Below are 16905 nucleotides of genomic sequence, written 5' to 3'. Positions count from 1 at the left end.
GGTCAGTCCCTGGTGAGCTTGCGGTACGCCGCCCGGCTCGGCTTGGCGGCATCCGGCCCCAGCCGCTCGATCTTGTTCTCTTCGTAGGATTCGAAGTTGCCCTCGAACCAGTGCCAATACGACGGGTTCGACTCGGTGCCCTCCCACGACAGGATGTGCGTGGCGATGCGGTCGAGGAACCACCGGTCGTGAGTGATGACCACTGCGCAGCCTGGGTATTCGAGCAGAGCGTTCTCCAGGCTGGAGAGGGTCTCGATGTCGAGGTCGTTGGTCGGTTCGTCGAGCAGCAGCAGGTTGCCGCCCTGCTTCAGCGTGAGCGCCAGGTTGAGCCTGTTCCGCTCACCACCGGAGAGCACTCCGGCCTTCTTCTGCTGGTCGGGCCCCTTGAAGCCGAACTGCGAGACGTAGGCGCGTGACGGGATCTCGGTCTTGCCGACCTGGATATAGTCGTGCCCTTCCGAGACGACCTCCCACAGCGTCTTGTTCGGGTCAATGCCTCCGCGGCTCTGGTCGACGTAGGAGATCTGGACGGTCTCGCCGATCTTCAGCTCGCCGCCGTCCAGCGGTTCCAGGCCGACGATCGTCTTGAAGAGGGTCGTCTTTCCGACGCCGTTCGGCCCGATGATTCCGACGATGCCGTTACGCGGGAGGGTGAAGGAGAGCCCGTCGATCAGGATGCGATCTTCGAAGCCCTTCTTGAGGTCCTTCGCGTCGAGCACCTGGGACCCGAGCCGCGGCCCCACCGGGATCACGATTTCCTCGAAGTCGAGTTTCCTGGTCTTCTCCGCTTCCGCAGCCATCTCCTCGTAGCGCGCAAGACGCGCCTTCGACTTGGTCTGGCGGCCCTTCGCGTTGCTGCGCACCCAGTCGAGCTCTTCAGACAGCCGCCTGGCGAGCTTCTGGTCTTTCTTGCCCTGGATGTTCAGCCGCTCGGCCTTCTTCTCCAGGTAGGTCGAGTAGTTGCCCTCATACGGGTAGAGGCGTCCGCGGTCGACTTCGGCGATCCACTCCGCGACGTGATCGAGGAAGTACCGGTCGTGAGTGACGGCGAGAACGGCACCGTGGTACTGGGCCAGGTGCTGCTCGAGCCAGAGCACGCTCTCGGCGTCGAGGTGGTTGGTTGGCTCGTCGAGCAGCAGCAGGTCGGGCTTTTGCAGGAGGAGCTTGCAGAGTGCGACGCGACGCTTCTCACCACCGGAGAGGTGGGCGACGGGTGAGTCCGGCGGCGGGCAGCGGAGGGCATCCATCGCCTGCTCCAGCTGGGAGTCGAGGTCCCAGGCATCCGCCGCGTCGATGGCTTCCTGCAGGGTGCCCATCTCGGCAAGCAACGTGTCGAAGTCCGCGTCGGGCTCGGCCATGGCTGCGGAGATCTCGTTGAAACGGTCGACCTTCTCCTTGATCTCGCCGAGGCCCTCCTGCACGTTCTCCAGCACCGTCTTCGACTCGTCGAGAACGGGTTCCTGCATGAGGATGCCGACGGTGTAGCCCGGGGTCAGCTTGGCTTCACCATTGCTGGGGGTGTCGAGCCCCGCCATGATCTTGAGGATCGTGGACTTTCCGGCACCGTTCGGGCCGACCACACCGATCTTCGCTCCCGGCAGGAAAGCCATCGTGACGTCATCGAGAATGAGCTTGTCGCCGACCGCTTTGCGGGCGCGGACCATCGAGTAAATGTATTCGGCCATGCACCCCAGTTTAGCCGGGTGCCATCACCAGTCGATCGCCCGAGCGTTCCCCACCAGGCAGCCACCGGATTGGAGTGCCGGCGCCACCGTGCTGACGTAACCGCCGCCATCCGCCTGCCCGATGAGGCACTCTTCACCGATCTGCACCGAGAACTGCACAGAGTCCACAGCACTCCCGCGCGGGGTGCGGTCGGCGGTCACCTGCATCGCCGCCTTGTCGAAGCCTGCCGCCACCAGGTTGTCGATGATCGGACGAGCTCCCGCGTTGCCGCCTGCCAGGAATGCGGCGTTCACGAAGTCGAAGTACGAAAGGTTGTCTTCGGCAGTCCCGCCGGGAAGCAGTTCCGGATCAGCTTCGGGCTCCGGCTCTGGGCCTGGCGTCGTGGACGGCGTCTCGACCACGGAGGTGGGCTCTGGCGGTTCGGCAGGGGCCTGGGTGCAGGCCACCAGCGTTGTGGAGGCAAGCAGGATGAGAGCTCCGACCGCGCTCCAGCGAATCGCTCCCATGTCACCTCTATCCCCGGCAGACGCGCCTGCGCCCGCCGAGGTCGAGTCTAGAGGCGACAGGCGCGGGCGCGGTCAGCCGAGTGCGGTTGGGCTAGAACGGTGTTGCAGCGGTTTCGCGTTCGTCCTCCACCGCGGCCGGGAATTCCGATTCCTGGGGAGCCTCTGGCGAATCCCCCAGCGAGTCAGGTACCGGCTCGCCCTCAGCGGAAGCAGCAGGGTCCTCCGGCGCAGGCGCGGCACCGTCACTTGCCGACATCGTCCGCATGTACTTGGCAGTACCCCAGTTGAGGTCGTGGCCGAGCGCGTCGGCATCCACCTCAACTGACTTGCCGGTCTTTTCTGCGCTCGTCCAGTCGCGGAGGCGGAGCCGACCGGTGACGATCACCCGGTCGCCCTTGGAGATGGATGCCGCAGCACCCATTGCCAGGCGGCGGAACGCCGAGACGGTGTACCAATTCGTTCCCGCATCGACCCACTGGTTGGTCTTGCGATCGAAGCGGCGCAGGGAGGATGCCAGCCGGAAGCTGGTGATGGGCAAGCCTTCGCCCGTGGTCAGGTGCTTGGGCTCGGTCGCAACCAGTCCCGTGAGTGTGATGGTGTCAGTCATTCCGCCAGTCTCGGCGACCGGAAAAGCCAGTGGCCGGACTACCCACGAACCGTGGAAAAACGTCTCTCGCGCGCCCTGGGGAGGGCGGACTAATGCTCTCGGAACTCCGGCCAGTCCGACCCCGGAAGCATCGCCGCGTAGAGCGCACTCTTCGCCACGTCGAGGCTTTCGTAGACGCCGCGGTGCGTCGAGTCGTCCAGCATCCGCACGGCGTAGCCTTCTTCGCTGCGGCGGATCGTTCCGATAGCGCCGACCGGTCCGAAGGCCACCCAGGTCTTCTCCGTCACTGTGGATGGGCTCATCGTTGAGCTCCTTTCCTCTTGACTTCGACCATACGACTGAGCGAGTCACGTGTCGATGGGCAGCGGTTGCTCGGCTGGCTGCGTCCGCGGTCGTAGGCTTTCCCCATGACCTACCTTCCAGCATCCGACCGCTACGACTCGGTCGAATACCATCGCGTCGGCCGCAGCGGATTGACGCTGCCGAGAATCTCCCTTGGACTCTGGAACAACTTCGGCCACGACCGCCCACTCGATACCCAGCGTGCGATCATCCGCCGCGCGTTCGACCTCGGCGTGACCCATTTCGACCTGGCCAATAACTACGGCCCCCCGGCCGGTTCGGCGGAGACCAATTTCGGGCGGATCCTGGCGGAGGACCTGCGCCCGTACCGGGACGAGCTGATCATCTCGAGCAAGGCCGGTTTCGACATGTGGCCCGGCCCCTACGGCGAATTCGGTTCGCGCAAGTACCTGTTGGCGTCCCTCGACGCGAGCCTGTCGCGCCTGGGCCTCGACTACGTCGACGTGTTCTATTCGCACCGCCCTGACCCGAACACGCCGATCGCGGAGACGATGGGCGCATTGGCGACCGCGGTGAACTCCGGCAAGGCCCTGTACGCCGGAATCTCCAACTACGACCCGCAGCAGACCCGGGCGGCCTATGAGGCGCTGGCCGTGCACAACATCCCCCTGGTGATCCACCAGCCCAGGTACAACATGTTCGATCGCCACATCGAGGATGGTCTGTTCCCCGTTCTCGACGAGCTGGGAATGGGCAGCATCGTCTTCTCGCCTTTGGCTCAGGGGCTGCTCACTGACCGCTACCTGGCCGGCATCCCGGCCGGGTCCCGCGCCTCGGAGGGCCGCTGGATCTCGGCCGAGAACATCAGCGACACCTACCTGGACCGTGCCCGTGCCCTTCAGTCGCTCGCGACCGATCGCGGGCAGACGCTCGCGCAGCTCGCCCTGAGCTGGGTGCTGCGCCACCCGCAGGTCACCTCCGCACTGATCGGTGCCAGCAGCGTTGCCCAGCTGGAGAGCAATATTGCGGCAGCGGATGCCCGGCCACTGTCGACGGAGGAACTGGCAACCATCGAGCCACTCGCCGTTCACGGCACCGGCCTACGCTGACCGGTCGGCTTCCTCCGCTCACCGGCCGGCTTCCTCCGTTGGCTGGCACCTGGCGCCGCTGAACGGCAATGCTCCGGATGTCAGTGGCCACGCTTAGCGTTGAATCACCAACAAGCGGGCCGGCTCAGTCACGGGAGTATAAGATGATCACCCTCGATTTCGTGGGAACCAGCCCAGCCGTCCGTCCAGGCGTCACCCTGGTCCAGCTGCACAACGAATTGTGGCGTGTCACCCGGTCAACCGGTGAAGTGCTCGGATACATCGAGAGGTTCACTGAGGCGCAAGGTGACCGTTTCCGCGCCAAGCGCCTGCTCGTGCGACAGCGCCGTTTCATCGTCATTGGCGAGTTCTGGGGCATTGATGACGCAATCGACTGCTTCGCCTGAGTCTCAGTTCCGGCAGGGCGGCCGTCGCACCAGGTGACAGGCCTGCTGGTGCGACACGCGCCTGCGGGACCACCTGTACCCCATCCGCGGGGTAATGTTCCCTCATGCAATGGTGGAATAACTTCGTCGACTGGTTGACTTCCGAAGACGGGTGGCGCGTCCTCTCCGCCGTCGTCTTCCCGTTCCTGGCGATCGTGGTGGCCGGATTCATCGCCGCCATGATCGGTCGGGCAGCCACCCGGCGCTTGATCCTGCTGCATGACCGTGAACAGCGGGTGTCGACTGTCTCGGCCCTCATCGGTGCCGCCCGCCGGGCATCCAGGTGGAACACGCTTTCCGCACCTGAGCAGCAGCACGCTGAACACCTTGCCCACGATGCAGACGTCAGCGTGCGCCTCCTGCCGCTCGCCGGCGCATCGATGACGGCCGACTGGGCCGCGCACGAGATCGCCGAGATGAAGAAGAACTCCGTCTCGTTCAGCTTTCAGGCCGAACAGTCGCTGATGGACTTTCGGGACCGCCTGGTCGAGTGGCAGTCGAGGCCGTCACGCGCCAAGAAGCTCTTCAAGGCAGACCTGGACCTGTGGGCATACGAGTCAGCTCAGGAGGACAAGGGCCTCGTCGAGAAGCAACAGGAGTGGGCCAAGCAGCAGGTGGCAACAGAGACCGGGCCGATCAACACAGGGCCGATCAACACAGGACAGCCGGAATTGACTCGCACGGAAACACCGGAGCCGGAACCGTTGCACACACCCGCAGCCCAGCGACCAGTCGAACGCCCCACCTACGGTTTGCCGGCTGCGGCCAGCGTGCCCCCTGCAACTCAGCCCGGTTCACCCACGAATACGGGTGAACAGGGGCAGGTGGAGATCCCCAGCCCGGTCTCCGCCCAGACGGTGCGCCAACGCGTCCTGCCGGAGAACTACCAGGAAGACGACCCGCGCTAGCTTTGAGCTTTTCGACCGGCCTCCTCGGCCGGCCTGGCCGGCTCAGGTTCCGACGTACGCGGCCAGGTGCTCTCCGGTGATTGTCGACCGGGCCGCGATCAATTCGGCCGGCGTGCCCTCGAAAACAATGCGTCCGCCGTCGTGGCCGGCACCCGGTCCCAGGTCGATGATCCAGTCGGCGTGAGCCATGACGGCCTGGTGATGCTCGATCACGATGACAGTCTTGCCGGAATCGACGAGCCGGTCGAGAAGGGCGAGCAACTGCTCGACGTCAGCCAGATGAAGGCCGGTGGTCGGCTCGTCAAGAACGTAGGTGTCGCCGTCCTCCCCCATCTGCGACGCCAGCTTCAGCCGCTGCCGTTCCCCGCCTGACAGCGTGGTCAGTGGCTGGCCGAGACTCAGGTAGCCGAGGCCGACATCCGCCATTCGCTCCAGGATCTTGTGGGCGGCCGGGATGCGGGCCTCGCCGGTCGCGAAGAACTCCAACGCCTCGGCCACCGGCAGGGCCATGACCTCGCTGATATCCTTTCCGGCGAGACGGTACTCCAGCACCGAAGCGGCGAAACCCTTGCCCTCGCACTCCTCGCAGGGGCTGGAGACGGTGTCCATGAAGCCCAGCTCGGTGTAGATGACGCCAGCGCCGTTGCACACCGGGCAAGCGCCCTCGGAGTTGGCGCTGAACAGCGCAGGTTTCACTCCGTTCGCCTTCGCGAACGCCTTGCGGATCGGCTCGAGCATGCCGGTGTAGGTTGCCGGGTTGCTGCGCCGTGAACCGCGGATGGCACCCTGGTCGATCGATACGACACCCTCTCGGCCGGCCACGGAGCCGGTGATCAGGGAGCTCTTCCCGGATCCGGCCACCCCGGTGAACACGACCAACTGGCCGAGCGGGATATCGACATCCACGTTCTTCAGGTTGTGAAGGTCGGCGCCGCGCACCTCCAGCGCCCCGGTGGACTTCCTCATCTGCGGTTTCAGCGTGACCCGGTCGTCGAAGTGCCGGCCGGTGAGAGTGTCGCTCCGGCGGAGTTCGTCGACGCTTCCCTCGAAGCAGATCGTTCCGCCGGCGGTGCCTGCGCCTGGACCGAGGTCGACGACGTGATCGGCGATCGCAATCGCCTCCGGCTTGTGTTCGACGACCAGAACCGTGTTGCCCTTGTCACGAAGTTGCAGCAGCAGGTCGTTCATCCGCTGGATGTCGTGCGGGTGCAGGCCAATGGTGGGCTCGTCAAAGACGTAGGTGACATCGGTGAGCGACGACCCCAGGTGCCGGATCATCTTGGTTCGCTGGGACTCTCCGCCGGACAGCGTTCCGGTCGGCCGATCCAACGAAAGGTAGCCGAGCCCGATCTTCACGAAGGCGTCGAGGATGTGCCGGATGCCCTTGAGCAGTGGCTCGGCGGATGGTTCGTCGAGGTTGCCCAGCCACTCGGCCAGATCGGTGATCTGCATGGCGCAGGCATCGGCGATGCTCAAGTCGGCGATCTTCGACGACCGGGCACCCGCATTCAACCGGGTTCCGTCGCACTCCGGACAGTTCGTGAACGTGGCAATGCGGTCCACGAATTCCCGGATGTGCGGCTGGAGGGCCGCGCGATCCTTGGACAGGAACGACTTCTGGATGCGCGGAATCAGGCCCTCGTAGGTGGCGTTGAATCCCTGCCACTTGATCTTGGTCGGCTCCTTGTACAGGAAATCGTCGAGTTCGGTCTTGGTGAACTGGCTGATCGGCTTGTCCGGATCGAATAGCCCGGAGTCGGCGTACTGCTTGACCGCCCAGCCTCCGGACTTGTAGCCGGGCACCGTGATGGCGCCATCATTCAGCGACTTGGAGTCGTCGAAGAGCTGCTGGAGGTCGATGTCGCTGGTGGTTCCGCGCCCCTCGCAGCGTGGACACATGCCTCCGGTGATGCTGAAGTCGCGGCGCTCCTTGACTGTCTTGCCGCCCTGCTCGAAGGTGACCGCGCCCGCTCCGCTGATCGAGGCGACGTTGAACGAGAACGCGTTCGGCGAGCCGATGTGCGGCTGGCCGAGCTTGCTGAACAGGATGCGCAGCAGAGCGTTCGCGTCTGTTGCGGTGCCAACCGTGGACCGGGGGTTCGCACCCATCCGCTCCTGGTCCACGATGATCGACGTCGTCAGTCCCTCGAGCACGTCAACGTCCGGTCGAGCCTGGCTCGGCATGAAGCCCTGCAGAAACGCGCTGTAGGTCTCGTTGATCATCCGCCGCGATTCTGCGGCGATGGTGGCGAAGACCAGCGAGCTCTTGCCGGAGCCGGAGATCCCGGTGAACACCGTGAGCCGGCGCTTCGGAATCTCGACGCTCACGTCTTTGAGGTTGTTCTCGCGCGCGCCCTGGACGCTGATCACGTCGTGGGTGTCTGCCTGGTGAAGCGCGGTCGGCTGGGCATCCGTCGTCGTTACTGTGCTCATCGTTCTCCGTCGTGTGGCGGGCCGCCTGGCGCGGTTGTCGCTCGACTAGTTTTACCCATCGCGGGTCGAGGGGTCAGCGCAACTCCTGGATTCGCACCATGTTTCCTGCAGGATCGCGGAAGGCGCAGTCGCGGACGCCGTAGGGCTGGTCGGTCGGCTCCTGGACGACTTCGGCTCCGCTCGCCTCCAGTTTCGCGAACGTGTCGTCGAGGTCGGGTGTGGCGAGGTTGAACCCGAAATAGCTGCCCTTGGCAATCAGCTCGAGGATGGTGCGTCGCTCATCGTCGGTGATTCCGGGAGTAGCCGCCGGCGGGTGCAACACAACGGATGTGTCCGGCTGACCTACTGGCCCAACGGTGATCCAGCGCATCCCCTGGTATCCCACGTCGCCCCGCACCTCGAATCCGAGGACGTCCCGGTAGAACGCAAGGGAGGAATCCGGATCGGTGTGCGGAAGGAAGCTTGAGTGAATTGTGATGTCCATGGCATTCACGCTAGCTGTGGTGTGGGCGCCTTTGCTTCTCGATTCCTGACCGGTCTGGTCACCTGTTTCGTCACGCACGACGGCATTCCGGCGGTCGGATGCTCGACCGGATGTGCGTTCTGGCGCTGGTAGACGCTGGGCGCCACGCCGACCAGTTCGGAAAAGCGGGTGCTGAAGGTGCCGAGCGATGAACAGCCGACGGCGAAACAGACCTCGGTGACGCTCAGGTCTCCGCGGCGCAGCATCGCCATGGCACGCTCGATCCGACGCGTCATCAGGTAGCTGTACGGCGACTCACCGTAGGCGAGGCGGAATTGACGGCTGAGGTGACCGGCAGACAGGTTCACGCCGCAGGCGAGTGCCTCGACGTCGAGCGGCTGGGCGTATTCACGGTCGATTCGATCACGCACCCGACGCAACAGGGCAAGGTCGCTCAGCCGTTGCTCGGGAAGGGTTGTGGTCACCACCTGCGCGATCCTGCCACCTCGGGCTCACGTTGTCCAGCGATCGATTTGACACCACCGGCACTTGACGTGACACCATCGTGGTGTCAGTATGGTGACATGGAACTTGGAGTGTACGTCACCGACCTGCAGCGCCAATTGGTGGACACCGCGGCGAACGGCGCGGAAGACACTCGCCTTATCGCCGAACGACTTGCCACCGGATTGGATGCGGCGACGCGGCTCGTCCTGCTCGACGCCCTGTCAGCTGCGGTGGGCGAGATCACCCGTGACCTCGCCCCCGGCTCGGTGGACCTGCGGTTGCGTGGACGTGAGGTCGAGTTCGTGGTCATCCAGCCGAACAACGAGCCGGACACCGACGACCGGCCAGCGGCATCCGCCGACCTCGACGATGCGAGCACCTCGCGCACGACGTTGCGCCTACCGGACGCACTCAAAGTGCGGGTGGACGAAGCCGCGGCGGCTGATGGCCTGTCCGTCAATTCCTGGCTGGTGCGCGCCGTCGCATCCGCTCTCCAACCCAAACAACGACGAACTGCACAGCGCACGCTGCGCACCGGCGACAATTTCGCGGGGTGGGCGCGCTAACCCGCCTCCCAGCCCAACACACTCACCAGCCGCGCAGACCCGCGAGGCCGAACAACCACGCCCCAGAGAAAGGCAGCTTCAGCATGCCCACATACGACACCCCTGACCCCATCGACCTCGCGATCAACCTGCAGGTCGGCGCGGTCGAGGTTTTCGCCAGCGACCGGACAGACACGGTCGTGACCGTGTCGCCGACCAATCCGGCGAAGGCCGTCGACCGCCGGGGTGCGGAGGAGACCAAGGTCGACTTCGACGGCCAGCGGCTCACCATCACCGGCCCGCGGCCCCGCATCAGCTGGATCGGGCCCACAGAGTCGGTTGACCTGAAGGTCGAGTTGCCGACCGGGTCGAGGTTGACCGCCGAGATCGCGGTCGGCGGCCTGCGCGGCGTCGGCCGGCTCGGTGCGACCCGCATCAAGAGCTCGATGGGCCCGGTGGAACTCGACAGCACGGGCAACCTGTGGCTGCGGGCCTCGCACGGCAACGCCACCCTGGGCAGCGCGGACGGTGGCGTTGAGATGACTGCAGACCACGGCCAGCTTCGGGTCGGCACGGTCACCGGCGACGCGATCCTCAATGCTTCGCACGGCAGTGTCCTGGTTGGGGAGTCCGGGGGCGACCTCGAGGCGAAGCTCTCCTATGGCGACCTCGAGGTCGCCCGGGCGCTCGCATCCGTGACGGCGAAGACCGCGTACGGCAGCATCCAGTTGCGCGAGGTTTCCAGCGGCTCGATCCAGATTGAGAGCGGTTTCGGCGCGGTCACCGTCGGCGTGCTGCCGGGCGTACCCGCCTGGCTCGACCTGTCGTCGAAGCAGGGGCATGTGCGCAACCAGCTGGACGGCGACCACGCCCCCGACCCGTCTGAGCAGACCGTCTCGGTGCGTGCCCGCACCCAATATGGCGACATCAGCATCCAGCGCGCCCAGTGAATTCAACCGACCAGAGATAAGGAAAGCACCATGTCGACCACAGCGATTGAGATCCGCGGACTGCGGAAGTCCTACGGCACCAAAGTGGTTCTCGACGACGTCGACCTCACCGTGAGGGCGGGCACCGTCACTGCCCTGCTCGGCCCGAACGGAGCCGGCAAGACGACGACCGTGCACATTCTCTCCACGTTGGTGCGACCCGACGGTGGCACAGCGTTCGTGAACGGATACGACGTGGCGCGCGATCCGGACGGCGTTCGTGCCGCGATCGGCCTCACCGGTCAGTTCTCCGCCGTCGACGGGTTGCTGAGCGGCGAGGAGAACCTGCTGCTGATGGCTCGCTTGCGTCACCTGGGGCCGAAGCGTTCGAAGACGCGGGTGGCTGAGTTGCTCGAGCAATTCGACCTGGTCGAGTCCGCTCGCAAGCCGCTGTCCACTTACTCCGGTGGCATGCGCAGGCGGCTCGACCTGGCGATGACCCTGGTTTCGACGCCCAGCGTGATCTTCCTGGACGAGCCGACCACCGGCCTCGACCCGCGCAGCCGCCACACCATGTGGGACGTGGTGCGCGGTCTGGTCTCGGAGGGCACCACCGTGCTGCTCACCACCCAGTACCTGGACGAGGCGGATGAGCTGGCCGATCGGATCGCGGTGCTCGACGGTGGCCGGATCGTCGCCGACGGAACGCCGGACGAGCTCAAACGGCTGGTTCCCGGCGGGCATATCAGGCTGAAGTTCGCCGATGCTGCGTCACTCGACGGTGCCTCTCACCTGCTTGACGAGGCGACTCGAGACGACGCCGGGCTTGCGCTTACCGTTCCGAGCGACGGCGGTGTCACTGCCCTGCGCACCGTCCTGGACCGCCTCGATGCGGCAGGCCTCGAGGTCGACGACCTCAGCATCCACACCCCGGATCTCGACGACGTGTTCTTCGCCCTCACCGGCAAGGCGGATCAGGCGGACCCGGTCGACACGAAAGGAATCGCATCATGACCGCCGTCACTGCCCACCGCCCCACCACGAGCAGCGCAATTCAATCGCACGTCGTCGCCGACGCGATCACCATGCTGCGTCGCAACCTGTTGCACATGATCCGCTACCCCGGCCTGTCGGTGTTCACCATCCTCGGCCCGGTGGTGATCCTGCTGCTGTTCGTTTTTGTCTTCGGAGGCACGCTGGGGGCCGGCCTTCCCGGTGTGGACCCGGCCGGCGGACGGGAAGCGTACCTGGCTTACGTCGTGCCGGGCATCCTGTTGATCACCATCGCCGGCACAGCCGGGGGTACCGCGACCACCGTCTCCATGGACATGACCGAAGGGATCACCGCGCGGTTCCGCACGATGGCGATCTCCCGGGCCTCGGTGCTGGCCGGCCACGTGCTCGGAAACACCATCCAGGCACTGATCGCCGTAGCGCTCGTGCTCGGTGTCGGCCTGCTGGTCGGATTCCGCCCGACCGCCGGACCGATGGAATGGCTCGCGGCTGCCGGCCTGTTCGTGCTCGTCGCGTTCGCGATCAACTGGCTCGGTGTTGCCATGGGGATGCAGGCGAAGTCGGTGGAGACGGCAAGCAACTGGCCTCTCCTGCTGACCATCCTCCCGATGCTCGGCAGTGGCTTCGTGCCCACCGAGTCGATGCCGGCGGGCCTGCAGTGGTTCGCGGAATACCAGCCGTTCACTACGTTTATCGAGACCGTGCGCGGGCTGCTGCTCGGCACACCGCTCGGCTGGAACCCCGTACTCGCCGTCGCGTGGGGTGTGGTGATCATCACCATCGGCTACGCCTGGTCGATGACGATCTACGAGCGGAAGTCGGTGCACTGAGACGTTTTTAACGCACGTTTGCCATCACCACAGCAATTTTTATGCACAAAAGTCACCGCGAAGGGGACTGCAGACCGCTACCTTCGGACAACGAACGCGACCACGGGCTCGGGCGTCGCCGCCGTCGAAGGAGTCCACCTCAGGATCCTCCGACCCGGCGAGCTGTTCGAACTTCCAGACGTTGACCACCATGCAGCGGCCGGGGAAGTTGCCGAGCCGTCCTTCCTCGACACAGCCGCTGCTGCCGCCGCCGACAACTGATCGGGGGCGTTCGCCTCAACTCCGACTCTAGGCAGGATGGTACAAAAACCTTGGGACAATCAGAAAGGGCGATCCAACCAAGACGGCGATAGCCGACCACGACGCCCACATCGCGGCAGCGCCCGAGCCCTTCCAGCCGTCGCTGAAGCGGGTGCGCGCGACCCATACCCTGCCGGAGCGGAGGACATCCCGGCAGGACGTTGTTTACCCCCGACGGGTAAGTTCGATGCTCGATCGTCCTCGATGGCTCGGTAACCTGATGGCGTGCACGTTAACGCGGTGCTATTCGATTGGCGCGGGACGCTAGTTGTCGCGCCGACCCTCGAGCTGTGGGCCGCCGATGCCCTTGAACGTGCCCATCGAGACGCAAGTCGGCATCCTGTCGATGACCTCGTGGCGCGGATCAGCGAGAGTAACGGGCCACACGACCGGATGGACGCGCCGGGTCTCGATTCCGATAGAGATCTTCATCGGGTCGCGTTCATGGGGGTTTTCGCGGACGCCGGTGTTGACGACGAACTCGCGGAGGCCCTCTACGAGTCGGAGCTTGACCACGCGGTCAATCCGTTTGCGATCGACGCTGCGCACACTATTTTCGCTCTGAAGAGCGCCGGACTGCAGGTAGGAATCGTTAGCGACATCCACTTCGACCTTCGTCCGGCCTTCGCGGCAGTTGGGCTAGCCGACGCGATCGATTCCTACTCCCTGTCGTACGAAGTGGGAGTGCAGAAGCCCTCGAAAGCGATCTACGCACACGCGCTCGAGGCGCTGGGAACCGGGCCGGATCTCGCCTTGATGGTCGGCGATCGTGCCGGACCCGACGGAGGAGCAGTGACGCACGGGATCCGAACGCTCCTGCTTCCCCCTCTTCTGTCTACCCACGATGAGCGACTGCACGACGTGCTCAAACTGGCCCTTTGACGCCCCGCCGGATGATCCGCCTCGCTGGGCTTGCTTCACCCAGAAATGTAACCAACGCCTCTGCTGGGTAAGAAGGGCATCGCAAGTGCAAGGCCGCTTTCGCACCGACGGACGTGGTGCACCATCCGGTCTTGCTCAGTTAGCTGGCAATTTTCCGAACAAGACTGGCAAGTGACAAGTGCTGTCACTTGTCACGCCAGTTCGGAAAAATTGACACACGCGGAAAGCCGGAACTACGGGGAAGTCGCTGTTGTGTTCGGTAGACGTTTTGACACCCTAGTCCGGAAAACGGCCATAAACCCGCGGTTAACCCCCGTTGACGTTAATCGCGACCAAGCGTGCGCTGCAGTTTGCAGCCGATCGAAGACTGCGCACTCGAGGCTGTCTCGATATCGGATGGTTCACACGGAGACGCGATGGTCGGCGCACCTGCCGCCATTCCGACAGGCGTACCGCTGACGCCACAGAATCAGGTCGGGATCGTGTTACTCGTTATCGGGTTGGCATTGCTCGCCTTCGGTGCCGGCTGGACGCCCGGGCAACGCCAAACTGTAGGCCTGCCACGGTTACCCCATCCGGGCAGTCCGGGCGCCTGAAACTTGTCCGCGCTTCGCCCGCAGACCGAACGACCAGCGGGCATCAGGCGTCACATAGAGTTCCGTCAGCGGACTTCTTCCGCGTGCTCTGAAACGTCGACCAGCCAGCCGGCTAGTGTGCGTCGACGCCGCTCGGGTGGTGGATCAGCAGCGAGCGCCGCGGCGGACGGAAGCCGCTCGGTTTGATCGACGATGGGTTGTCGGACGCCTTGAGCCGGCGTCAGCATGGCAGTCTCGGGTACCGGCACAATCTCGATCAGGTACCGCGACGGTCGCGTCCCAACGAACGCGCCGTTTCCGAGCTCGCGGCCGACCATCGGCCAATCGTCGCCGTCGGTCGGCATGATCGCGTCAGGTGGTGCGCCGTGGCCAGGTCGGCGCAGTGACCGACGCTCTATGACCTCGCGCGTAACCGTGTAAACCGCGACGACCCGACCGCTCACCCGATCGGCAAACTCCTCCACGTGGTGCGACTCCATTGCGTCCACCGTTCTGACGAGCTCCGGACCGAGGACCTCGGCGAGGGCTGGATGCGCCGTCCGCGACTCGATACCGAAGTCGACCTCGTCTCCGAGGCCGAACGGATCACCGCAGCACGCCCACTCCCATTCCGTCAGCCACACGCGCGTCATAGCTATCAGGCTAACCCGGCCCGTTCGTTGCCACCGGGCTGCCGCGTTCGCGGATCCTGCTACGGGACGATCTGCACGAATGGGCAGTGAGCGAGGCCGCGGTCTGAAGCGTCGCAGTCATCGACCGGCTTGCGGGTACGCGCATACCGCGACTTAGAACGTCGCGCGAGTTCGCCAGATCAACACTCAGCCCGCCCGTGAGACGACCGCTTTTGATGCTCGGAACTCGACCTTGCCCTGTCCTGGTGAGCCGATGCAAACGAACAGCCTCAGTCCGAAGTGGGCGGCACCTTCTTCTTGCGAGTGATCCGCTTCGCCGAGGTGGCGGACGGCGGATCGACGTTCGCCTGGAGGCGGACTGCGATGAGGGCATGCTGTCGCGATGCTGCATCGAGCTTCATTGGGGTGACGTGGAATGCCCCAGTGAGGTCGCGCCGGATCATCCGCGGAACGTAGTCGGCCACTACCAGAATGGCGACGGGGATGTCGGTCACGGCGTACTGGACCGCCTGCGTGCCGAAGTCGTCGACGAGCTCGTCGTCGGAGCGGTCCTTGTCGACCGTCTTCACTTCGATGTAGATGGAGCAGCGGCTGTGGAACGTCACTGCGATGTCCACCCGTCCGCCCGCGATGTTGGGCAACTCGACGAATGCCTCTCGGCCCGCCCCCCTCAGGAAGTCGTTCAGGTGATCCGCGAGCACGTGCTCCGCGGGCCATGGCTGGCCCGGCACCATCCACGGCGGCAACCTGCTCGGTGACTGGCTGATGTTGAGGTGGTAAGTGGTGTACCGGATGACGTCGGTGAGGAGCACCTTCAGCTCAGTCCGGTAGGCGCCGATTCCTCCTTCGGCGTGTTCCTCGCACTGAGCCAGGAGGCTGGACAGGAGGTCGTCCTCGGCGATATTCAACGACCGAGTCTGGATCGCGATCTCCTCGAAGACCGGGACTAGGGACGGTTCGGATGCCGCCGCGCGTTTGAGCTCGGAGAAGGCGGCGTCCGTCAGATGGAGGTTCTCGCGAATCGCATCCGGAAGACGGAGCGACTCGCTACCTGCTTTTTTTGGCGGCACCTCTTCCAGCCGGTCAAGGAGTCCTTCCACCGCGGCGCGGGTCGCTGAGTCGACGGGGTCAGCATTCGCCGTCAACCATCGTTGCAGGTGCATGATGACCGAGGCGTTTCCGTGTGTGATCTCTTCGATGCGCGGCCATACCAGCTCGCGCACGCCGACCTGAGGCGCCGACTCGGTCATGCCCGGGTTGACGACGAGCACCATGGTCTGCTCGGCAGCAAACGCATGCGCGAGCGCGCGCAACGTGGTCCCGGTGTCGAACCAGCGGTCGGCCTCAGCTATTCGGAGTTGCGTCAGGAGGTCCAGCCAGGCACTGGTCGTGCCGGCGCGGGCTCCCCGCCAGCTCCGCTCCACTCCTCGATAACCATCGAGGTACTCGTACACTGCGTCGGCGATGGCGTCGAACCGTTCATCGGGGATGGGGTGGCCGGATACCTGCTCGGCGACTCCGGTGATGACGGCCCGAAACGCGGTAGCGTCAGGACGAGCATCATCGAGGCATGCGGCGTCGAACCAGTGCACCGCGTCGTCGAGATCCGCGCGTACGGCATCGAGATGGACGGACGCAGCCGCGGCTGCGATCTTGTGGAAGCCGAGTTCCATTGCCGCGTCCGCGTCAAGCGAGTCGTGTGTGGAGAGCACGGTTAGCGCGTTTCGGAGCTCGGCATCGTCCCACATCGAGCAAGCGGCGCCGAGCGCCCGAACCAGCGGAGGGGTCGCGTCCTCGGCTTCGCTCCCCTCATGTAGCAGCCCGCGGAGCTGGAGCGTGTTGTTCGTCCAGTGTCCAAGCGCCAGGCGAGTCCACCCCTCCAGCGCGATGTCCCTCTCGAATCCACGCCCACCGGCGCGCGCTTTGAACGCGCCTTCGAGGCCAGGTGCGATCTGGGGGAGAGCAGCTTCCGCAGCCAATAACACGTCGTAGAGGGCGCGTGCCCCGAGCGCAGGAATGGTGTCGGCGGCGTCGATGAGGAGCGCGCCCGCAGAAGTCTGGTCTTGGAGGTTCGTCCACTCGGCGCACAGCGCGACGGCGACCTCGACTACTCGGGTATCGCGAACCAGTTCAGAAGACGAGGCGTAAATCGTGTGCTCGCCGCCGAGACGGGTGACGGATGGGGTTCCCTCGAGGGTGTCGAGGAAGTCGAACACGGTCTGTGTCACAG

The 16905-nt window shown here is 65.0% G+C and carries 17 protein-coding genes; 8 read left to right on the top strand and 9 right to left on the bottom strand.

Annotated elements, in window-relative coordinates; translation table 11 throughout:
- Positions 1–2: 2 nt before the first annotated feature.
- From ettA to ACX3O0_RS02730, 4 genes are all read right to left on the bottom strand, one after another.
- Positions 3–1685 carry an energy-dependent translational throttle protein EttA gene (gene ettA / locus ACX3O0_RS02745; RefSeq protein WP_459090777.1) on the bottom strand — a complete coding sequence of 561 codons (1683 nt, stop codon included), beginning with the start codon at positions 1683–1685 and terminating at the stop codon, positions 3–5.
- 24 nt (positions 1686–1709) lie between these two features.
- Positions 1710–2192, bottom strand: coding sequence for a DUF6993 domain-containing protein (locus ACX3O0_RS02740; RefSeq protein ID WP_459106714.1), 483 nt, complete (start codon positions 2190–2192; stop codon positions 1710–1712).
- Positions 2193–2283: 91 nt separating this feature from the next.
- Positions 2284–2799, bottom strand: a complete 516-nt coding sequence (locus ACX3O0_RS02735; RefSeq protein WP_459106713.1) for a single-stranded DNA-binding protein — start codon at positions 2797–2799, stop codon at positions 2284–2286.
- A gap of 89 nt (positions 2800–2888) precedes the next feature.
- The gene (locus ACX3O0_RS02730; RefSeq protein ID WP_459090771.1) at positions 2889–3101 is read right to left on the bottom strand and encodes a methyltransferase; all 213 of its coding nucleotides are present in this window, start codon (positions 3099–3101) and stop codon (positions 2889–2891) included.
- 105 nt (positions 3102–3206) lie between these two features.
- Between ACX3O0_RS02730 and ACX3O0_RS02725 the strand changes: the two genes are divergently transcribed.
- From ACX3O0_RS02725 to ACX3O0_RS02715, 3 genes are all read left to right on the top strand, one after another.
- Positions 3207–4211: an aldo/keto reductase gene (locus ACX3O0_RS02725; protein WP_459090769.1), complete on the top strand. Its 1005-nt coding sequence runs from the start codon at positions 3207–3209 to the stop codon at positions 4209–4211.
- A 143-nt stretch (positions 4212–4354) separates the two neighbouring features.
- Positions 4355–4597, top strand: a complete 243-nt coding sequence (locus ACX3O0_RS02720) for a hypothetical protein (RefSeq protein ID WP_459090767.1) — start codon at positions 4355–4357, stop codon at positions 4595–4597.
- 104 nt (positions 4598–4701) lie between these two features.
- Complete coding sequence (locus tag ACX3O0_RS02715) at positions 4702–5544, top strand: hypothetical protein (protein WP_459090765.1); 843 nt, start codon at positions 4702–4704, stop codon at positions 5542–5544.
- 42 nt (positions 5545–5586) lie between these two features.
- On the opposite strand, the gene ACX3O0_RS02710 is transcribed toward ACX3O0_RS02715, so the two are convergent.
- From ACX3O0_RS02710 to ACX3O0_RS02700, 3 genes are all read right to left on the bottom strand, one after another.
- Positions 5587–7977 (bottom strand): ATP-binding cassette domain-containing protein, encoded by a 2391-nt coding sequence (locus tag ACX3O0_RS02710; RefSeq protein WP_459106712.1) that lies wholly within the window; start codon positions 7975–7977, stop codon positions 5587–5589.
- Positions 7978–8050: 73 nt separating this feature from the next.
- A complete protein-coding gene (locus ACX3O0_RS02705) occupies positions 8051–8461 on the bottom strand; it encodes a VOC family protein (protein ID WP_459106711.1) in 411 nt (136 codons plus the stop codon).
- Positions 8462–8466: 5 nt separating this feature from the next.
- Positions 8467–8925 (bottom strand): helix-turn-helix transcriptional regulator, encoded by a 459-nt coding sequence (locus ACX3O0_RS02700; RefSeq protein ID WP_459108439.1) that lies wholly within the window; start codon positions 8923–8925, stop codon positions 8467–8469.
- A gap of 99 nt (positions 8926–9024) precedes the next feature.
- Between ACX3O0_RS02700 and ACX3O0_RS02695 the strand changes: the two genes are divergently transcribed.
- From ACX3O0_RS02695 to ACX3O0_RS02675, 5 genes are all read left to right on the top strand, one after another.
- Positions 9025–9513, top strand: a complete 489-nt coding sequence (locus ACX3O0_RS02695; protein ID WP_459090756.1) for a histidine kinase — start codon at positions 9025–9027, stop codon at positions 9511–9513.
- 83 nt (positions 9514–9596) lie between these two features.
- On the top strand, positions 9597–10442 hold the full coding sequence (locus ACX3O0_RS02690) for a DUF4097 family beta strand repeat-containing protein (RefSeq protein WP_459106710.1): 846 nt from the start codon (positions 9597–9599) through the stop codon (positions 10440–10442).
- A gap of 30 nt (positions 10443–10472) precedes the next feature.
- Positions 10473–11435 carry an ATP-binding cassette domain-containing protein gene (locus ACX3O0_RS02685; RefSeq protein ID WP_459106709.1) on the top strand — a complete coding sequence of 321 codons (963 nt, stop codon included), beginning with the start codon at positions 10473–10475 and terminating at the stop codon, positions 11433–11435.
- Positions 11432–12265, top strand: a complete 834-nt coding sequence (locus tag ACX3O0_RS02680; RefSeq protein ID WP_459106708.1) for an ABC transporter permease — start codon at positions 11432–11434, stop codon at positions 12263–12265. Before ACX3O0_RS02685 ends, ACX3O0_RS02680 begins: the two co-directional genes overlap by 4 nt.
- A gap of 525 nt (positions 12266–12790) precedes the next feature.
- Positions 12791–13447: an HAD family hydrolase gene (locus ACX3O0_RS02675; protein ID WP_459106707.1), complete on the top strand. Its 657-nt coding sequence runs from the start codon at positions 12791–12793 to the stop codon at positions 13445–13447.
- A 661-nt stretch (positions 13448–14108) separates the two neighbouring features.
- Here ACX3O0_RS02675 and ACX3O0_RS02670 read toward each other — a convergent pair.
- Positions 14109–14675 carry a DUF6578 domain-containing protein gene (locus tag ACX3O0_RS02670; RefSeq protein WP_459106706.1) on the bottom strand — a complete coding sequence of 189 codons (567 nt, stop codon included), beginning with the start codon at positions 14673–14675 and terminating at the stop codon, positions 14109–14111.
- 269 nt (positions 14676–14944) lie between these two features.
- The gene (locus ACX3O0_RS02665; protein ID WP_459106705.1) at positions 14945–16903 is read right to left on the bottom strand and encodes a hypothetical protein; all 1959 of its coding nucleotides are present in this window, start codon (positions 16901–16903) and stop codon (positions 14945–14947) included.
- Positions 16904–16905 lie beyond the last annotated feature (2 nt).

It is taken from the genome of Homoserinimonas sp. A447 (assembly GCF_054489325.1).
The sequence above is the reverse complement of the archived record's forward strand: the minus strand, read 5'-3'. Positions and strand labels throughout refer to the sequence as shown.

What these genes read in the sequence shown, in the direction of transcription:
- ACX3O0_RS02685 (WP_459106709.1), top strand. Translation starts at nt 10,473, where the DNA reads ATGTCGACCACAGCGATTGAGATCCGCGGACTGCGGAAGTCCTACGGC.
- ACX3O0_RS02730 (WP_459090771.1), bottom strand. Translation starts at nt 3,101, where the DNA reads ATGAGCCCATCCACAGTGACGGAGAAGACCTGGGTGGCCTTCGGACCG.
- ACX3O0_RS02735 (WP_459106713.1), bottom strand. Translation starts at nt 2,799, where the DNA reads ATGACTGACACCATCACACTCACGGGACTGGTTGCGACCGAGCCCAAG.
- ACX3O0_RS02705 (WP_459106711.1), bottom strand. Translation starts at nt 8,461, where the DNA reads ATGGACATCACAATTCACTCAAGCTTCCTTCCGCACACCGATCCGGAT.
- ACX3O0_RS02740 (WP_459106714.1), bottom strand. Translation starts at nt 2,192, where the DNA reads ATGGGAGCGATTCGCTGGAGCGCGGTCGGAGCTCTCATCCTGCTTGCC.
- ACX3O0_RS02720 (WP_459090767.1), top strand. Translation starts at nt 4,355, where the DNA reads ATGATCACCCTCGATTTCGTGGGAACCAGCCCAGCCGTCCGTCCAGGC.
- ACX3O0_RS02710 (WP_459106712.1), bottom strand. Translation starts at nt 7,977, where the DNA reads ATGAGCACAGTAACGACGACGGATGCCCAGCCGACCGCGCTTCACCAG.
- ACX3O0_RS02670 (WP_459106706.1), bottom strand. Translation starts at nt 14,675, where the DNA reads ATGACGCGCGTGTGGCTGACGGAATGGGAGTGGGCGTGCTGCGGTGAT.
- ACX3O0_RS02725 (WP_459090769.1), top strand. Translation starts at nt 3,207, where the DNA reads ATGACCTACCTTCCAGCATCCGACCGCTACGACTCGGTCGAATACCAT.
- ACX3O0_RS02695 (WP_459090756.1), top strand. Translation starts at nt 9,025, where the DNA reads ATGGAACTTGGAGTGTACGTCACCGACCTGCAGCGCCAATTGGTGGAC.
- ACX3O0_RS02680 (WP_459106708.1), top strand. Translation starts at nt 11,432, where the DNA reads ATGACCGCCGTCACTGCCCACCGCCCCACCACGAGCAGCGCAATTCAA.
- ettA (WP_459090777.1), bottom strand. Translation starts at nt 1,685, where the DNA reads ATGGCCGAATACATTTACTCGATGGTCCGCGCCCGCAAAGCGGTCGGC.
- ACX3O0_RS02690 (WP_459106710.1), top strand. Translation starts at nt 9,597, where the DNA reads ATGCCCACATACGACACCCCTGACCCCATCGACCTCGCGATCAACCTG.
- ACX3O0_RS02715 (WP_459090765.1), top strand. Translation starts at nt 4,702, where the DNA reads ATGCAATGGTGGAATAACTTCGTCGACTGGTTGACTTCCGAAGACGGG.